Source organism: Pseudomonas sp. 7-41 (genome assembly GCF_021233075.1).
GTDB lineage: Bacteria > Pseudomonadota > Gammaproteobacteria > Pseudomonadales > Pseudomonadaceae > Aquipseudomonas > Aquipseudomonas veronii.
Genome location: NZ_CP089551.1, coordinates 6,299,708 through 6,314,177 on the forward strand (window position 1 = coordinate 6,299,708; position 14,470 = coordinate 6,314,177).

The window sequence follows — 14,470 nt, forward strand, 5'->3', positions numbered from 1 at the left end:
CCCTCAAGAACACCGAATAGCCCCAGGCAACAATTATTTTCCCCAAGCCCTATCACTTTTCGAATCTCGCTCGGCACATGGGTAATTGCGAATTACTTCCATTCAGGAGCCGCCCTATGTCCCGCACGCTAGACACCTTGTTGCGCCCCAGCCTGTTAGCCGTGGCCATTGCCCTCAGCACCCCGCTGACCAGCAGCGTGCTGATCGCCGCCGAGCAAGCGTCCAGCGTGCGCGCCTACAACCTGCCCGCCGCGCCATTGGCCGCCACCCTGAACCAGATCGCCAGCCAGGCCGGCCTCGCACTGACCCTCAGCCCGGCACTGGCCGCGGGCAAAACCTCGGCGCCGGTCCAGGGCCAGTTCGACGCCCCGGGCGCACTGCGCGAGGCACTGCGCGGCAGCGGCTTGCAGGTGGAGCAGAGCAGCGCGGGGACTTACACGCTGGTGGCGATTGCGGACGGGGTCGTGGCGTTGCCGCAAACCAGCATCGTTGCCCAGGGCAACACTGAAAGCGCCTGGGGCCCGGTGCAGGGCTACCTGGCGACGCGCACCGCCGCCGGCACCAAGACCGATACCGCGCTGGTCGAAGCACCGCGCTCGATCTCCGTCGCCACCCGCGAGCAGATGCAGGACCGCAACGTGCAGAACCTGGATGACGCCGTCAAATACATGCCCGGCATTGTGTCCGCCAGCTACGGCAGCGACACCCGCTACGACTGGATGCGCGTTCGCGGCTTCGAACCGACCCAATTCCTCGACGGCCTGCCGTTGCCACGCGGTGTGTACGCCAACCCCAAGGCCGAAACCTGGAACCTGGATCGCCTCGCCCTGCTGCGTGGCCCAGCCTCCTCGGTCTATGGCCAGACCCCGCCGGGCGGCCTGCTGGACATGGTCAGCCGGCGCCCCAACGCGGAGTCGAGCCATGCCATTCAAGTGCAATACGGCAGTGACAACTATCGCCAGATCAATTTCGCCAGCACCGGCAAGATCGATGATGAAGGCCAGTTCCTCTATGGCGTCAGCGGCGTGGTCCGGGATGCTGGCACCCAGGTCGACCATATCGACAACAAGCGCTACAACATCGCCCCCAGCCTGACTTGGAACATCGACACCGACACCAAGCTGACCCTGCTCTCGCAGTTCACCCGCGACGATACCGGCACCACCAGCCAGTTCCTGCCGATCCAGGGCACCAAGATCAAATCGCCGCTGGGCGAGGTCTCCCACCACAAGAACCTGGGCGATCCGGACTATGAATTTTACGACCGCACCTACTACGCGCTGGGCTATGCGTTCGAGCATCGCTTCAACGATACATGGCAGTTCCGCCAGAACCTGCGCTACACCAAGTCGGAGCTGGCGTTCCAGCAACTGACCGTGGGCTCACTGATCTACGGCCCTGCCGACGCTGCGGGCAACATCGGTCGTTCGTCGACCAACGTTGACGAAAACATCGGCCAATTCGCGGTCGACAACCATTTCCAGGCTGACTTCAACACGGCTGACATCACGCACACGCTGTTGCTGGGGCTCGATCATCAACGCACCGACACTTCGTATCTGTCGATTTTCGGCAGCGCCGGGACGACCAATATCTTCAACCCGACCTACGGCCAGACGATCGTCCGCCCGCCGCGCTCCGACGCGTACTACGACTACAACCAGAAAACCATACAGACCGGCCTCTACGTGCAAGACCAGATGGCCTTCGACAAATGGCGCCTGACCCTCGGCGGGCGTGAAGACTGGGTGCATCAGGGCACCACGTACTTCAACAAGGACGACGCGACCAACACCGACCGCAGCCGGAACTTCAGTGGCAACGCGGCGCTGAGCTATGTCTTCGATTCGGGCTTCGTGCCGTACCTGTCCTACGCCGAGTCCTTCCAGCCGGCGAGCAATGCCAGCGTCGACCCGGTCAAATCGTACAAGCCCACGCAGGGCAAGCAATGGGAACTGGGGGTCAAGTATCAGCCTCCCGGCTCCAACACATTGCTCAGCGCAGCGGTTTACGACCTGACCCAGAAAAACGTGCTGGTCACCAGCTTCGGTGCCGGGGGCGAATCGGTGACCGACCAGACCGGCGAAGTGAAGGTCAAGGGCCTGGAACTCGAAGCCGTGTCTGACGTGAGTGAAAACCTCAAGCTGATAGCCGCCTACACCCTGGCCAAGTCCGAAGTGCAAAAAGGCCAATACAAGGGCAACCGCCTGCAGCTGATGCCGAACCAGCAAGCCTCCCTGTGGACGGACTACACCTGGCACAGCGGCATGCTCGACGGTTTCGGCATTGGCGCCGGGGCCCGCTACACCGGCAATACCTATGGCGACCAGGGCAATACCTGGACGGGCAAGGCCAACGCCTACACGGTGTTCGACGCCGCCGTGCATTACGACCTCGGCCGCCTGGACAACAGCCTCAAAGGCGCCTCGCTGAAACTGAACGCGACCAACCTGTTCGACAAGGACTACCTCTCCACCTGTGACGGTTCCTACTGCTACTTTGGCGACCAGCGCAGTGTGGTCGCCAGCGCCACCTACCAGTGGTAAACGACTGAGTTGACCTCCCGGCCGCCTCCAGGGGCGGCTTGGGTGTGTCTGAAGGCCAACAAATGAAAAGCCGAACCATCCGCCGCTGGTCCTTTATCCACACCTGGACCAGCCTGATCTGCACCTTGTTCCTGCTGTTGCTCGCCCTTACCGGCCTGCCGTTGATTTTCCACCACGAGCTCGATCACCTGCTGGGCAACGAACCTGAGCTGCAGCAGATGCCCGCCGACACACCACAGCTGAACCTCGAGCAACTGGTGGCCAAAGCCCAGGCGCATCGCCCTGGCGAAGTCATGCAGTACCTGGCGTGGGACGAAGACGACCCGCACGGCGTGATCGCGATCATGGCCGCCACCGCTGGCACCGAACCCAATGCGTCGCACACGTTCATGCTCGACGCGCGCACCGGCGCAACCGTGGAGATGCCGTCGGCCAACGGCGGCTTGACGCTGTTCCTGCTGCGCCTGCATGTGGATATGTTCGCCGGCCTGCCGGGCAAGTGGCTGCTGGCGTTCATGGGCCTGCTGTTTGGGCTGGCGATTGTCTCGGGCACGCTGCTTTACCTGCCGTTCATGCGCCGCTTGACGTTCGCCACCGTGCGCCAGGACAAATCCACCCGCCTGCGTTGGCTCGACCTGCACAACCTGATCGGCGTGGTCACCCTGACCTGGGCGCTGGTGGTCGGCGTGACCGGCGTGATCAGCGCCTGCGCCGACCTGATCATCGCCGCCTGGCGCAACGACAGCCTCAGCGCAATGATCGAACCGTACCAGCACGCCCCGCCGCTGACCCTGCGCGCACCGGCCAACGATCTGCTCAAGATCGCCGCCGCGGCCGCGCCCGGCATGCAGCCGGACTTCATCGCCTTCCCCGGCACGCGCTTTTCCAGTGAACACCATTACGCGGTGTTCATGAAGGGCAGCACCCACCTGACCTCGCACCTGCTCACGCCGGTGCTGATCGACGCCAGCAGCCTGGCCGTCACCGCGATCGCCGAGCGGCCGTGGTACATGGACGCCATGGGCACGTCGCAGCCGCTGCACTTCGGCGACTACGGCGGCATGCCGATGAAAATCCTCTGGGCGCTACTGGATGGGCTGACCATCGTCGTGCTCGGCAGCGGTGTGTACCTGTGGTGGGTGCGGCGCAAGGCGGGCAAGGCATGAGGCCGCGTCAATCGAGTTTCTGGAAAGTGTTCGGCATTCCGCTGGGGATCGGCCTGCTCAGCGCCGTCGGTTTGTTTGCCGCGTTGCTGGGGGATGGGCTGTGGGATGCGCTGAGTTGGGTCGGGTTGGGTATTCCTGCGGTCATTGGGACTTGGGCGTTGTTCAGGCGGCGTGGCTGAGGACGCTATCGGGGGCAAGCCCCCTCCCACATTGGAATGCACTCCCCTGTGGGAGGGGGCTTGCCCCCGATGAGGCCCTCAAGAACCACAGCCCCCCTCGCCAGCCACCGCGCAACCCACTAGGCTAGCGACTGCCCATCCCATCCAGAGGGATGGGCTGTGGGATGCGCTGAGTTGGGTCGGGTTGGGTATTCCTGCGGTCATTGGGACTTGGGCGTTGTTCAGGCGGCGTGGCTGAGGACGCCATCGGGGGCAAGCCCCCTCCCACATTTGGAATGCATTCCCCTGTGGGAGGGGGCTTGCCCCCGATGAGGCCCTCAAGAACCACAAGAATCCCCCTCGCCAGCCACCGCGCAACCCACTAGGCTAGCGACTGCCCATCCCATCCAGAGGGATTGGCTGTGGGATGCGCTGAGTTGGGTCGGGTTGGGTATTCCTGCGGTCATTGGGACTTGGGCGTTGTTCAGGCGGCGTGGCTGAGGACGCTATCGGGGGCAAGCCCCCTCGCACATTTGGAATGCATTCCCCTGTGGGAGGGGGCTTGCCCCCGATGAGGCCCTCAAGAACCACAGCCCCCCTCGCCAGCCACCGCGCAACCCACTAGGCTAGCGACTGCCCATCCCATCCAGAGGGATGGGCTGTGGGATGCGCTGAGTTGGGTCGGGTTGGGTATTCCTGCGGTCATTGGGACTTGGGCGTTGTTCAGGCGGCGTGGCTGAGGACGCCATCGGGGGCAAGCCCCCTCCCACATTTGGAATGCATTCCCCTGTGGGAGGGGGCTTGCCCCCGATGAGGCCCTCAAGAACCACAGGAATCCCCCTCGCCAGCCACGGCGCAACCCACTAGGCTAGCGACTGCCCATCCCATCCAGAGGAATGCCTATGTCCGCTCCCAGCATGACCTTGTTCCACAACCCCGCTTCGCCGTTCGTGCGCAAAGTCCGCGTGCTGCTGGCCGAAACCGGCCAGCAGAACCGTGTGGCCCTGCAGCTCTGCATGCCGACACCGGTTAACCCGGACGTGCAACTGGTCAACGAAAACCCGGTGGGCAAGATCCCGGCCTTGCGCCTGGCCGATGGCACGGTGTTGCACGACAGCCGGGTGATCCTCGATTACCTCGACCACCAGCACGTCGGCAACCCGCTGATCCCGCGTGACGGCTCGGCCCGCTGGCGTCGCCTGACCCTGGCCTCGATGGCCGACGCCATCATGGATGCCGCCGTGCTGGTGCGTTACGAGAGCGCCCTGCGCCCGCCGGAAAAACACTGGGCGCCGTGGCTCGACGAACAGCGCCACAAGATCCGGCGCACCCTGGCGGAGCTGGAAGCGGATGCGATTGCCGAACTGGCCTGCCACTTCGATATCGCCGCGATCAGCGTGGCCTGCGCCTTGGGTTACCTGGATTTCCGCCACCCGGACCTGCACTGGCGCGACGCCAACCCCCAGCTTGCCGCCTGGTACGCCGAAGTCAGCCAGCGCCCTTCGATGCTTGAGACACAGCCGCCGGTTTGACCCTGCGCATAGGTGGCGCAGGAAACAACGCCACAATCCTCGCCACCAACTGCGCTCGCTCCCGCTGGTCCTCACGCAACCCGATCATTGCACGGCCTCCAGATCAAATGCCAAAGGCTCGGCCGCCTTGCGTTTGCCCACGCCGTACCAATCCAGTTTGCGTGTCAGCACCATCACCGTCCCCAGCAGGCCGAACAGCAACAGCGAGCCCATCAGCAGCGCGTAGTCCTCGGCACTCAATAACCCGTACAACAAGCCATACAACGCCGCCAGCCCGGCCGAAAACCCCAGGCCGTGGGCGACGCTGCGCAGCACATGGCACACGTAGAAACCAATCAACAACACACAGGCACTGGCCGAGATCAGGTACGCCAAGGCAAAGCCCAGGTGCTCGGACAACGACAGCAACAACAGGTAGAAAAACGCCAGGGCGAACCCCACCAGGGCGTACTGGATCGGATGCACCGCCAAGCCCTTGAGCACTTCGAACAGGAAGAAACCGGCAAAGGTCAGGGCGATGAACAGCAGCGCATATTTAATCGCGCGGTCGCTCTTGAGGTACTGGTCCACCGGGTCGATGAAGTTCACCCCGAAGCTGCGGTTGTTGAAGTCGTCACAGCCGCGTTCGTCCAGGCAGCCGCGCAGGGCTTCTTCGAGGTTGGTGGAGAAGAATGAGGTCTGCCAGTTGGCGCTGAAGCCCTTGTCGGTGACTTCCCGTTGCGCCGGCAGGAAGTTGCCGATGAAGCTCGGGTGCGGCCAGTTGGAGGCCAGTGTGACCTGGCTGGTCTTGCCCACCGGTACCACTTGCAGTTGCTCGGTGCCTTGCAGGCGCAGGTCGAAGGCGAAGTCCAGCGCTGCCGGGGTTTTGCTGTCCTGCTCCGGCAGCGCCACATGCACCCCCTCGCCCAGCCACTCGACGTGGGTGCCTGGCGCAAACTCCAGGCGCTGGCTGCCCAGCTCCAGCTTCAGTGCGTTTTCGATACCGCGAATATCGCTGATACCCACCGCCAGAAACGCCGGCTCAAAGCGGTAATCGGCGAAATTTTCCTTGATGCCCCATTGCTCCGGCAAGACGAAGCGTCCGCTGATGCGGTTGTCGGCGTGGAACAGCCGGGCCTGGTAGATGCCACGCGCGCGCAGTTCGGTCTGCACCCGCCCGTCGAGCTCAAAACGCTCCGGCAGGAAATACAGACGACCGCGCACTTCACGGGTTTCCTCGTAGCGCTTGTTGAGTTTTTCATTGAGCTTCCACTCGCGGACAGTCTTGCGGTACGGCACCACCATCACCGGGCCGGTGAGGCGCTGGCTGTAGCTGGAGCTACGGGCGATATCCATCAGGACACTGTCGCGAGTGTATTGGCGGTCGGCGATGAGGCCGTTGATCATCAGCAATGGAATCAGCAATAGCAGGATCAATAGCGCAATCGCGCCAAGTTTGAAAAGCAGGCTGCGGTTCATGGGGCTCTCCCTGTTTTGATGGGGAAAGCGTGAGCCGCGCATGTGGGAAATTTATGTGGGCAGTGTGGAGACTGTGTGGAGATGCAGCACCACTTGCACGCCACCGTGTACGTTGCCGATCTGCAACGTGCCGCCATGCAGCTTCATCACTTCCTCGACAAAGTTGAGGCCCAGGCCGGTGCTTTTGCGCCCGCTGGCCGGACGCGGCAGCGAGTAGAAACGCTCGCTCAGGCGCGGCAAGGCGTAGTCGGGAATCGGCGCGGCCTGGTTGAACAGGCTGACCTGCACAGCGTTGTGCCGGGTCTGTGCGCTGAACCGCAACACCCCGCCCGCCGGCGTGAAGTCCAGGGCGTTGTCGAGCAGGTTGCCCAGGGCCTGGCGCAGCAGGAACGGTTCGCCGAAGACCTTCACCTCAGCGCCGATCGTTTGTTCGATGCGCAAGCCGGCACCTTCGATGCGCGCGCATTGGGCCTTGAGCACATCGTCCACCAGCGCGGCCAGCGGCAGGCTGGCTTGCGCCTCCAGGCCCTGGCGTTGCTCGACCTGGGCCAGGTTCAGCAAGCGCTCGATCAACTGCTGCAGGCGGGTACTTTCGCTGTCGATATTGCCGACAAAGCGCTGTTGCTGCTCGCGGCTCATGTCGCCCTGCAACAGCTCGGCCGCGCCGCGAATCGCCGCCAGCGGGCTCTTCAATTCGTGGGTCAGGGTATGGACGTAATGCTCCACATAAGCCTTGCCCTCCAGCTGTGTCCGCATGTGCTCCACGGCGGTGGACAACTGCTTCAGCTCGCCGCCACGGTAATGCGGCAATTCGGCGCGCCGCCCCTCGCTGACCGCCTCGGCATACGCGGTAAGCCGGCGCAGTGCCACGCTCAACCACCACGACAACAGCGCACCGAGCAGCAGGCCGAGGATCACCAAGCCGGCGCCGTACCACAGCAACCGGTGCTCGGTGCGATCGACATAAGGCTGCAGCGAACTGTTCGGCTTGGCCACCGTGACCACGCCGATGATCTGCCCGTTGTCGCGAATCGGCGCGCCCACGTGCATCACCGACGAGGCCGGATCATCCGGCGCGCTGCGGGTGGAACGCGCGCCGTACTCGCCGCGCAGGGTCAGGTACACGTCGTTCCATTTGGAGTAGTCCTGGCCCACGGCTTCGCCGCTGGAGTCGAGCAACACCATGCCGTTGGCGTCGGTCACGTAGATGCGGTGGTTGACCTGGTTTTTCGGCAGGCCCCAGATGGTCGCGCCCGGCTGACGGGTGCCGTAGGCCTTGAGCAGCTCCGGCCAGTGGCTTTGGGCGAGGGTGCCGTTCTTGACGTCGTTGCGCAGGATTTCCGCCAGCAGGTTGGCGGTGTCCACCAGGGTTTCTTCGGTGGACTGGCGCACGCCGGGGCGGATTTCCTTCATCACGGTGTTTAGCACGAAGTAACCGGTGAAGCCGATAAACAGCGCGTAGACCAGGAAAAACCGCAGCCCCAGGCGCATCAGCTGTGGCTCGGGCTGTAGCTGTAGCCGAGGCCGCGATGGGTCTGGATCGGTTCGGCCTGCGCCGCCACGCTGCGTAATTTGCTGCGCAGGCTTTTGATATGGCTGTCGATATTGCGCTCATAGCCGGCATCGGCCGGCACGCCGACCGCGTCCAGCAGTTGTTCGCGGCTGAACACACGCTCGGGTTGTTCCAGCAGGCTTTGCAGCAAGCGGAACTCATGGCGAGTCAGGCTCAGTGCCAGGCCACGGTAGGTGATCTGCATGCGCTCCAGGTCGACCTGGAACAACGCCGGAGCGACGCCAGGGCCGACGCGCTTGAGGATCGCCCTGACCCGCGCCGCCACTTCCCGTGGGCTGAACGGCTTGACCACATAATCGTCGGCGCCGATCTCCAGCCCGACCACGCGGTCGATCTCGCTATCGCGGGCACTGAGAAACATCACCGGCACTTCGCTGAAGCGCCGCAGTTGCTTGCAGGTTTCAAAGCCGCTGATGTCGGGCAGGCCGATGTCGAGGATGATCAGGTCGGCCGGGGTCTGGCGCTGGTGGGCCAGCGCTTCCTGGCCGAGGCTCAGCCAGGTGGTGGTAAAGCCCTCGCCTTGCAGGGCGAAAACCAGTGTGTCGGCTATCGCCGCTTCGTCTTCGACAATCAGGATATGCGGCATGGCGGTCCGTCAGCAGTCCGGCTTGTCGGCGGTGTAGCGACGCGCCGGGTTCACCGCGGCGCCGAACTCACGCAGGGCCTTGGCGCCGATCAGCAGCGGGTAGTTGAAGCTGCTGCGGTCGGTGAGGTTGACCTCGACGGTGCGCTTGACGTTGCCCAGGCACATTTCCAGGTCGATCACCGGGCGCGTGGCCACGGTGGCTTCTTCCTTGTCCTCGTCTTCGTCGGCGCGGCTCTTGATCTTGCTGATGCGCGCCACCTTGTGTTCGTAGACTTTGTTGCCGGCGTCCTTGCCGCCGACGCGGAAGCGCACCCAATCGTCGCCGTCACGGGTGAAGGTCTCGATGTCACGGGCCGACAGCGAGGCGGTCAGCGCGCCGGTGTCCATCTTGGCCTTGAAGGTTTCGCCGATCTCCGGCAGTTGGATGTATTCGTAGCGACCGTAAACGGTCGGTTCGGCGGCCATAACGGGCAAGGCCGCCAGGGCGAGCGAGGCAAGGAGCAGTTTCACGAAGTGATTTCCTCGGAAAGAAGTAGGCGAATTCTAGACCGCAAAGGCAGCACTTAGTTAGTTCTGCAACCATACCCGGCATATTGTGAAACATTCGTCGGGCGATTTGCGATTTGGCCTCTAGACGCCGCTCTCTTATTATGTCCCGCCCACAGGATTCCAAGAGTTACTTATGCGCCGCCTGCTCACCGGCTGTTTCGTCTCGCTGCTGCTCCTGCTCAACACCCTGGTCCTGATCGGGCCGCTGACGGTGTTTGCCCTGCTCAAGCTGGTGGCCCCCGGTCGCTATCGCGATTACGCGTCATGGGCCGTGATGTGGATCGCCGAGACCTGGGCCGAAATCGACAAACTGATCTTCGCGCTGTGCATCCCGACCCAATGGGACATCCGCGGCGCAGACGACCTGCGCGGCGACACCTCGTACCTGGTGATCAGTAACCACCAATCCTGGGTCGATATCCCCGCGCTGATCCAGGCCCTCAACCGCCGCACGCCGTTCTTCAAGTTCTTCCTGAAGAAAGAACTGGTCTGGGTGCCCTTCCTGGGCCTGGCCTGGTGGGCGCTGGATTATCCGTTCATGAAGCGCTACACCAAGGCGTTCCTAGCCAAGCACCCGGAACTGGCGGGCCAGGACTTGAAGATCACCCGCCAGGCCTGCGAGCTGTTCAAGCGCCAGCCGGTGACGGTGGTCAACTACCTGGAAGGCACCCGGTTCAGCGAGGCCAAGCGTGCCCAGCAAGGCTCACCGTTTGCCCACCTGCTCAGGCCCAAGGCCGGCGGCGTGGCGTTTGTGTTGGCGGCACTGGGCGAACAACTGGATGCCGTGCTCGACGTGACCGTGGTCTATCCGCAAGCGAAGACGCCGGGGTTCTGGGATCTGATCAGCGGGGCGGTACCGAAGGTGATCATCGATATCCGCACCCGTGAGCTGGACCCGGCGCTGTGGCAGGGCGACTACGAAAACGACCCGGCGTTTCGCCAGGTCGTACAGAACTGGGTGAACCGGCTCTGGATGGAGAAAGATCAGCGGATTCAGGAACTGCGAGGCGAAACCGCTGGGGCCTTATGGGCAAAGTAACCGTTACGGACGCTTAGGCCACGTGGCCGAATCGTCACCGGTACGCCACCCGTGCGCTATCTCGATGGTGTCGTGACTGCTCACGGTATCAGCCTGCTCCTGGCTGGCGTCGTGGGGCGCTTTTCCTTGCTCTGCGGCAGCGGGCTTGTGGGTCGCGGCGTGATACGAAGCGCTAGCGAGAGCGTTGTAGGTGTTGACGATGTTCATGGAAGACTCCTACCTGACCGGATTGAAGAATCCACCCCAGGAGGGTTGGTTTTCCTGGAGCAGTCCCCGTAGGTGGTGAAACATCCCACACAGTTCCTCGGGAGTTGTTGCGCAGCATTGCCAAACGAGGGGCTGACTCAATCCTTGGCTACCCGCGCCCCACGCCTGGACCCGCTTGCCCTGCTGCGAACCCGCGATAGGGCATCGTCTGAAAACGCATAAAAAACTGTCAGAGTTAACAGTTCCGCCCGCCTTGGGCGGCTGATTAGGCTAAGGACTCCATCTCAGTCGAGTGCCCTGATCATGACCATCAAAGTCCTCTTCGCCGGCATGGCGTTACTGACAGTAGCGAACATTGCCCATGCAGAAATGGCCACGTGCCCCGCAGTCAGTTCAATAAAAGCTACGCCGTATACCGACCCGGACCTTCCTCCGGACTTCAACCAAGGCTTCAAATACGAAGCCCCCGGGCCCGGTGGCCAGATGTGGGAGGGCCAGTCCACGGCCACAAGCGAGACCTACCTCGAACCTAAATACAACCTGATGTTAGTCAGTGCCGAAATGATCCACGGGAAAATACTCTGCAGTTATGGCGGTACAACGCAAAGAGAAAACGCAGAGCCGGTAAACAACGTTTCCAAACCCTATGTTCAATTGGGCCTGCGGTTTAACAACCCGAAGGCCGCGACCGGTACAGCATGGAACAAAACCAGCTGCGGGAATCAAGGCGGCGCTGTATCGATCGACGCCTCCCAATGTACTTTTGAGTACCAACCGTAACGCTGTTCCTCGCAACCTGCCGGCCACTTCAAAGCGGGGGCGAACCCGCTTTGAAGGACCACGGCCTTAGCTGCCGGTGCCCCAAGCCTGGCCCAGTTTGCCCAGCAGCGAACTGTTGGCACCCTGGCCGCCCAGGTATTGCAGGATCACCGGGGCGAATTGGCCGATCATGCCGCTGTCCATGCCCAGCGCGCTGAACGCGGTGTTCAGGTCGCTGGTGTTCTTCACGTTACCCAGCAGGCCGTCGAGGCCGCTGGTCTTGCTGCCACCGCTCTGGCCGAGCATCCCGCTCAAGGCGCCGAGGCTGCCCAACGCATTGCTGCCCGACAGTTGATCGAGACCCGGCACGCTTTTCCCCAGTTGCGAATAGTCGCTGCTGCTCAGTTGGTTCCTGGCCAGGCCCAGCATGGCGCCGGTGCCGCCGACGGCTTGCTCGGGGGTGACATTCAATTGTGAGGTCAGGGCACTCAGCAAACCGGCCGTTTCGGACGACGGCGCAACGGCAGCGGCTTTGTTGTTGCCGCCCTGCATACCGGAAATCGCATTGGCCGCATCGCCAAGGCTGAACCCGGCGGCGAATACCGGGCCGGCTGCCAGGGTCATCAGGCAGGAAAGGGCGAAACCGCGTGAAATCTTCATCGAAACAACCTCTGGATGTAGGGGTGAAAGCAGGCGTTTGACTGGCCTTTTCGTCACTTGTTCCAAACCCGCTCCGGAACCCAACTGCGATAAGCCGGTCCATGAACTGACTACAAAATTTGTCAGGAAGAGACTTATGACGACGATCCACCCCCAAGTGATTGATCACAAGCCTTCATTCTGGAGCCGCCCGCGCCTGTTCATCGGCGCCTGCGCTGTAGTGGCCGCCGGCATCGGCGGCGCGCTCTACACCCAGGACAGCGTCAAATCCGCCGCCACCCTGGTGACCACCACCCAGCAGCCGGCAGCGCAGATCATGGCCCACAAGGACTACCTGGAAGTGCAGCCGATTGCCTCCACGGCCCCTGCCCCAGATCAGAGCCTGGAGCTGTGGGCCATCCCCGAGGACGGCACGCCGGTATCCCTCGGCCTGTTGCCGGAAGATGGCAAAGGCATCATCGGCTTGAATCCACGCCAGCAGGAATCCATCAGCAAACCGGTGGGCTTGATGGTGAGCTCGGAAACCAAGGGTGGATCGGTGAGCAAGCAGCCGACCGGGCCGACGGTGTATCAAGGCGCGCTGGCGATTCGCTAAGCCACGGGCACCGCGGATTTCGCAGTGCCCTGCTGCTCCGGCATCCAATCAACCCCGTTCGTACACCGCCAATGGCAATGGCAATGGCAATGGCAATGGCAATGGCAAAACGTGGTCAGGGTTCAGGAGGCTAACGGAAAGCTATTCTGCAACTATGGTGGAAAAACACTTGAAGTACAGACGGAAAATGAAGAGGGCAAGACAGAAACTATAAAATCGACCGCTAACCTTCGACTCTCGGCTCCACTCTAATTGATAAGGGCGCCCGTCGAGGCGCCCTTGTTTTTTGCTCTAGCGTTTACGCCGCGCTGAACAACTTATGCGGATCAATCACAAACTTCTTCGGCACGCCCGCATCAAACTCGCCATACCCACGCGGCGCGTCATCCAGGCTGATGACTTCGACCCCGACGATGTCGGCAATGTGAATGCGGTCCCACATGATCGCCTGCATCAACTGGCGGTTGTACTTCATCACCGGCGTTTGCCCGGTGTGGAAGCTGTGGGATTTGGCCCAGCCCAGACCAAAACGGATGCTCAGGCTGCCCATCTTCGCGGCGGCGTCGACGGCGCCAGGGTCTTCGGTGACGTACAGGCCGGGGATACCGATCTTGCCCGCCACGCGCACCACGCCCATCAGTGAGTTGAGCACCGTGGCCGGGGCTTCGTGCTTGACGCCGTCATGCCCGTGGCCGCGTGCTTCGAAGCCCACGCAGTCGACGGCGCAGTCCACTTCCGGCTCACCGAGCAAGGCCGCAATCTGTTCGTGCAGCGGCGTGTCGGTGGACAGGTCGACCACTTCAAACCCTTGCGCCTTGGCGTGAGCCAGGCGGATGGAGTTGACGTCGCCGATGATCACCACCGCCGCGCCCAGCAGGCGTGCGGAAGCGGCAGCGGCCAGGCCGACCGGGCCGGCACCGGCGATGTAGACGGTGCTGCCAGGGCCAACGCCGGCGGTGACGGCGCCGTGGTAGCCGGTGGGCAGGATGTCGGAGAGGCAGGTCAGGTCGCGGATTTTCTCCATGGCCTTGTCGCGGTCCGGCAGTTTCAGCAGGTTGAAGTCGGCGTAAGGCACCAGCACGTATTCGGCCTGGCCGCCGGTCCAGTCGCCCATGTCGACATAGCCGTAGGCGCCACCGGCACGGGCCGGGTTGACGGTGAGGCACACGCCGGTGTGTTGCTCTTTGCAGGAGCGGCAGCGGCCGCAGGCGACGTTGAAGGGCACTGACACCAGGTCGCCGATTTTCAGGTTCTCGACGTCGCTGCCCTTCTCGATCACTTCACCGGTGATCTCGTGACCGAGCACCAGGCCGGTCTGGGCAGTGGTGCGGCCACGCACCATGTGTTGGTCGGAGCCGCAGATGTTGGTGGAGACCACGCGCAGGATGACGCCGTGCTCAATCTTCCTGCCACGGGGGTCCTGCATTTTGGGATAGTCGATTTTCTGTACTTCGACCTTGCCGTTGCCGAGATACACGACACCACGATTACCAGACATGCTTTCACCTCGCTGTTGTTTTTATGAAAGCGCGTTGCCCGTGGGTGGGCAGCGCGTTGAGTGCTCGGGTTACAGATGCTGTTTCTTGTGTTGTTTGTTAGGGCCTCATCGGGGGCAAGCCCCCTCCCACATTTTGATTTGTGA

At 62.6% G+C, this 14,470-nt stretch carries 14 protein-coding genes; 7 read left to right on the forward strand and 7 right to left on the reverse strand.

What is annotated here, in order from left to right; genetic code table 11:
- The first annotated feature begins 116 nt into the window (after positions 1 to 116).
- The 4 genes from LQ249_RS28780 to LQ249_RS28795 all read left to right on the forward strand — a co-directional run bounded on the left by LQ249_RS28780 (position 117) and on the right by LQ249_RS28795 (position 5,402).
- Entirely contained in the window at positions 117 to 2,546 is a 2,430-nt protein-coding gene (locus tag LQ249_RS28780) for a TonB-dependent siderophore receptor (protein ID WP_232566060.1), read from the forward strand.
- A 62-nt stretch (positions 2,547 to 2,608) separates the two neighbouring features.
- Positions 2,609 to 3,712 (forward strand): PepSY-associated TM helix domain-containing protein, encoded by a 1,104-nt coding sequence (locus tag LQ249_RS28785; RefSeq protein WP_232566061.1) that lies wholly within the window; start codon positions 2,609 to 2,611, stop codon positions 3,710 to 3,712.
- On the forward strand, positions 3,709 to 3,891 hold the full coding sequence (locus LQ249_RS28790) for a hypothetical protein (protein WP_046489074.1): 183 nt from the start codon (positions 3,709 to 3,711) through the stop codon (positions 3,889 to 3,891). Before LQ249_RS28785 ends, LQ249_RS28790 begins: the two co-directional genes overlap by 4 nt.
- Positions 3,892 to 4,772: 881 nt before the next feature.
- A complete protein-coding gene (locus LQ249_RS28795; RefSeq protein ID WP_169881925.1) occupies positions 4,773 to 5,402 on the forward strand; it encodes a glutathione S-transferase in 630 nt (209 codons plus the stop codon).
- A gap of 84 nt (positions 5,403 to 5,486) precedes the next feature.
- On the opposite strand, the gene creD is transcribed toward LQ249_RS28795, so the two are convergent.
- The 4 genes from creD to rloA2 are packed head-to-tail and all read right to left on the reverse strand — an operon-like array spanning position 5,487 to position 9,529.
- Positions 5,487 to 6,860 carry a cell envelope integrity protein CreD gene (gene creD / locus LQ249_RS28800; protein ID WP_057003913.1) on the reverse strand — a complete coding sequence of 458 codons (1,374 nt, stop codon included), beginning with the start codon at positions 6,858 to 6,860 and terminating at the stop codon, positions 5,487 to 5,489.
- Between the two features lie 51 nt (positions 6,861 to 6,911).
- Positions 6,912 to 8,351, reverse strand: coding sequence for a two-component system sensor histidine kinase CreC (creC, locus tag LQ249_RS28805; RefSeq protein WP_046381824.1), 1,440 nt, complete (start codon positions 8,349 to 8,351; stop codon positions 6,912 to 6,914).
- On the reverse strand, positions 8,351 to 9,019 hold the full coding sequence (gene creB / locus LQ249_RS28810; protein ID WP_057003915.1) for a two-component system response regulator CreB: 669 nt from the start codon (positions 9,017 to 9,019) through the stop codon (positions 8,351 to 8,353). Before creB ends, creC begins: the two co-directional genes overlap by 1 nt.
- 9 nt (positions 9,020 to 9,028) lie before the next feature.
- Positions 9,029 to 9,529, reverse strand: coding sequence for a retropepsin-like aspartic peptidase RloA2 (rloA2, locus tag LQ249_RS28815; protein ID WP_046381822.1), 501 nt, complete (start codon positions 9,527 to 9,529; stop codon positions 9,029 to 9,031).
- A 172-nt stretch (positions 9,530 to 9,701) separates the two neighbouring features.
- On the opposite strand from rloA2, the gene LQ249_RS28820 reads away from it, so the two are divergent.
- Complete coding sequence (locus LQ249_RS28820; RefSeq protein WP_057003916.1) at positions 9,702 to 10,607, forward strand: acyltransferase; 906 nt, start codon at positions 9,702 to 9,704, stop codon at positions 10,605 to 10,607.
- Between the two features lie 3 nt (positions 10,608 to 10,610).
- On the opposite strand, the gene LQ249_RS28825 is transcribed toward LQ249_RS28820, so the two are convergent.
- The gene (locus LQ249_RS28825) at positions 10,611 to 10,814 is read right to left on the reverse strand and encodes a hypothetical protein (protein WP_017847868.1); all 204 of its coding nucleotides are present in this window, start codon (positions 10,812 to 10,814) and stop codon (positions 10,611 to 10,613) included.
- Between the two features lie 303 nt (positions 10,815 to 11,117).
- Between LQ249_RS28825 and LQ249_RS28830 the strand changes: the two genes are divergently transcribed.
- Entirely contained in the window at positions 11,118 to 11,594 is a 477-nt protein-coding gene (locus tag LQ249_RS28830) for a hypothetical protein (RefSeq protein WP_128192633.1), read from the forward strand.
- A 66-nt stretch (positions 11,595 to 11,660) separates the two neighbouring features.
- Here the strand turns inward: LQ249_RS28830 and LQ249_RS28835 are convergent, their stop codons facing one another.
- Positions 11,661 to 12,233 carry a DUF2780 domain-containing protein gene (locus tag LQ249_RS28835; RefSeq protein ID WP_017847870.1) on the reverse strand — a complete coding sequence of 191 codons (573 nt, stop codon included), beginning with the start codon at positions 12,231 to 12,233 and terminating at the stop codon, positions 11,661 to 11,663.
- 136 nt (positions 12,234 to 12,369) lie between these two features.
- Here LQ249_RS28835 and LQ249_RS28840 point away from each other — a divergent pair, with 136 nt between their 5' ends.
- Positions 12,370 to 12,828, forward strand: coding sequence for an anti-sigma factor (locus tag LQ249_RS28840; protein WP_057003918.1), 459 nt, complete (start codon positions 12,370 to 12,372; stop codon positions 12,826 to 12,828).
- A gap of 298 nt (positions 12,829 to 13,126) precedes the next feature.
- Here the strand turns inward: LQ249_RS28840 and fdhA are convergent, their stop codons facing one another.
- Complete coding sequence (gene fdhA / locus LQ249_RS28845; RefSeq protein ID WP_017847873.1) at positions 13,127 to 14,326, reverse strand: formaldehyde dehydrogenase, glutathione-independent; 1,200 nt, start codon at positions 14,324 to 14,326, stop codon at positions 13,127 to 13,129.
- Positions 14,327 to 14,470: the final 144 nt, after the last annotated feature.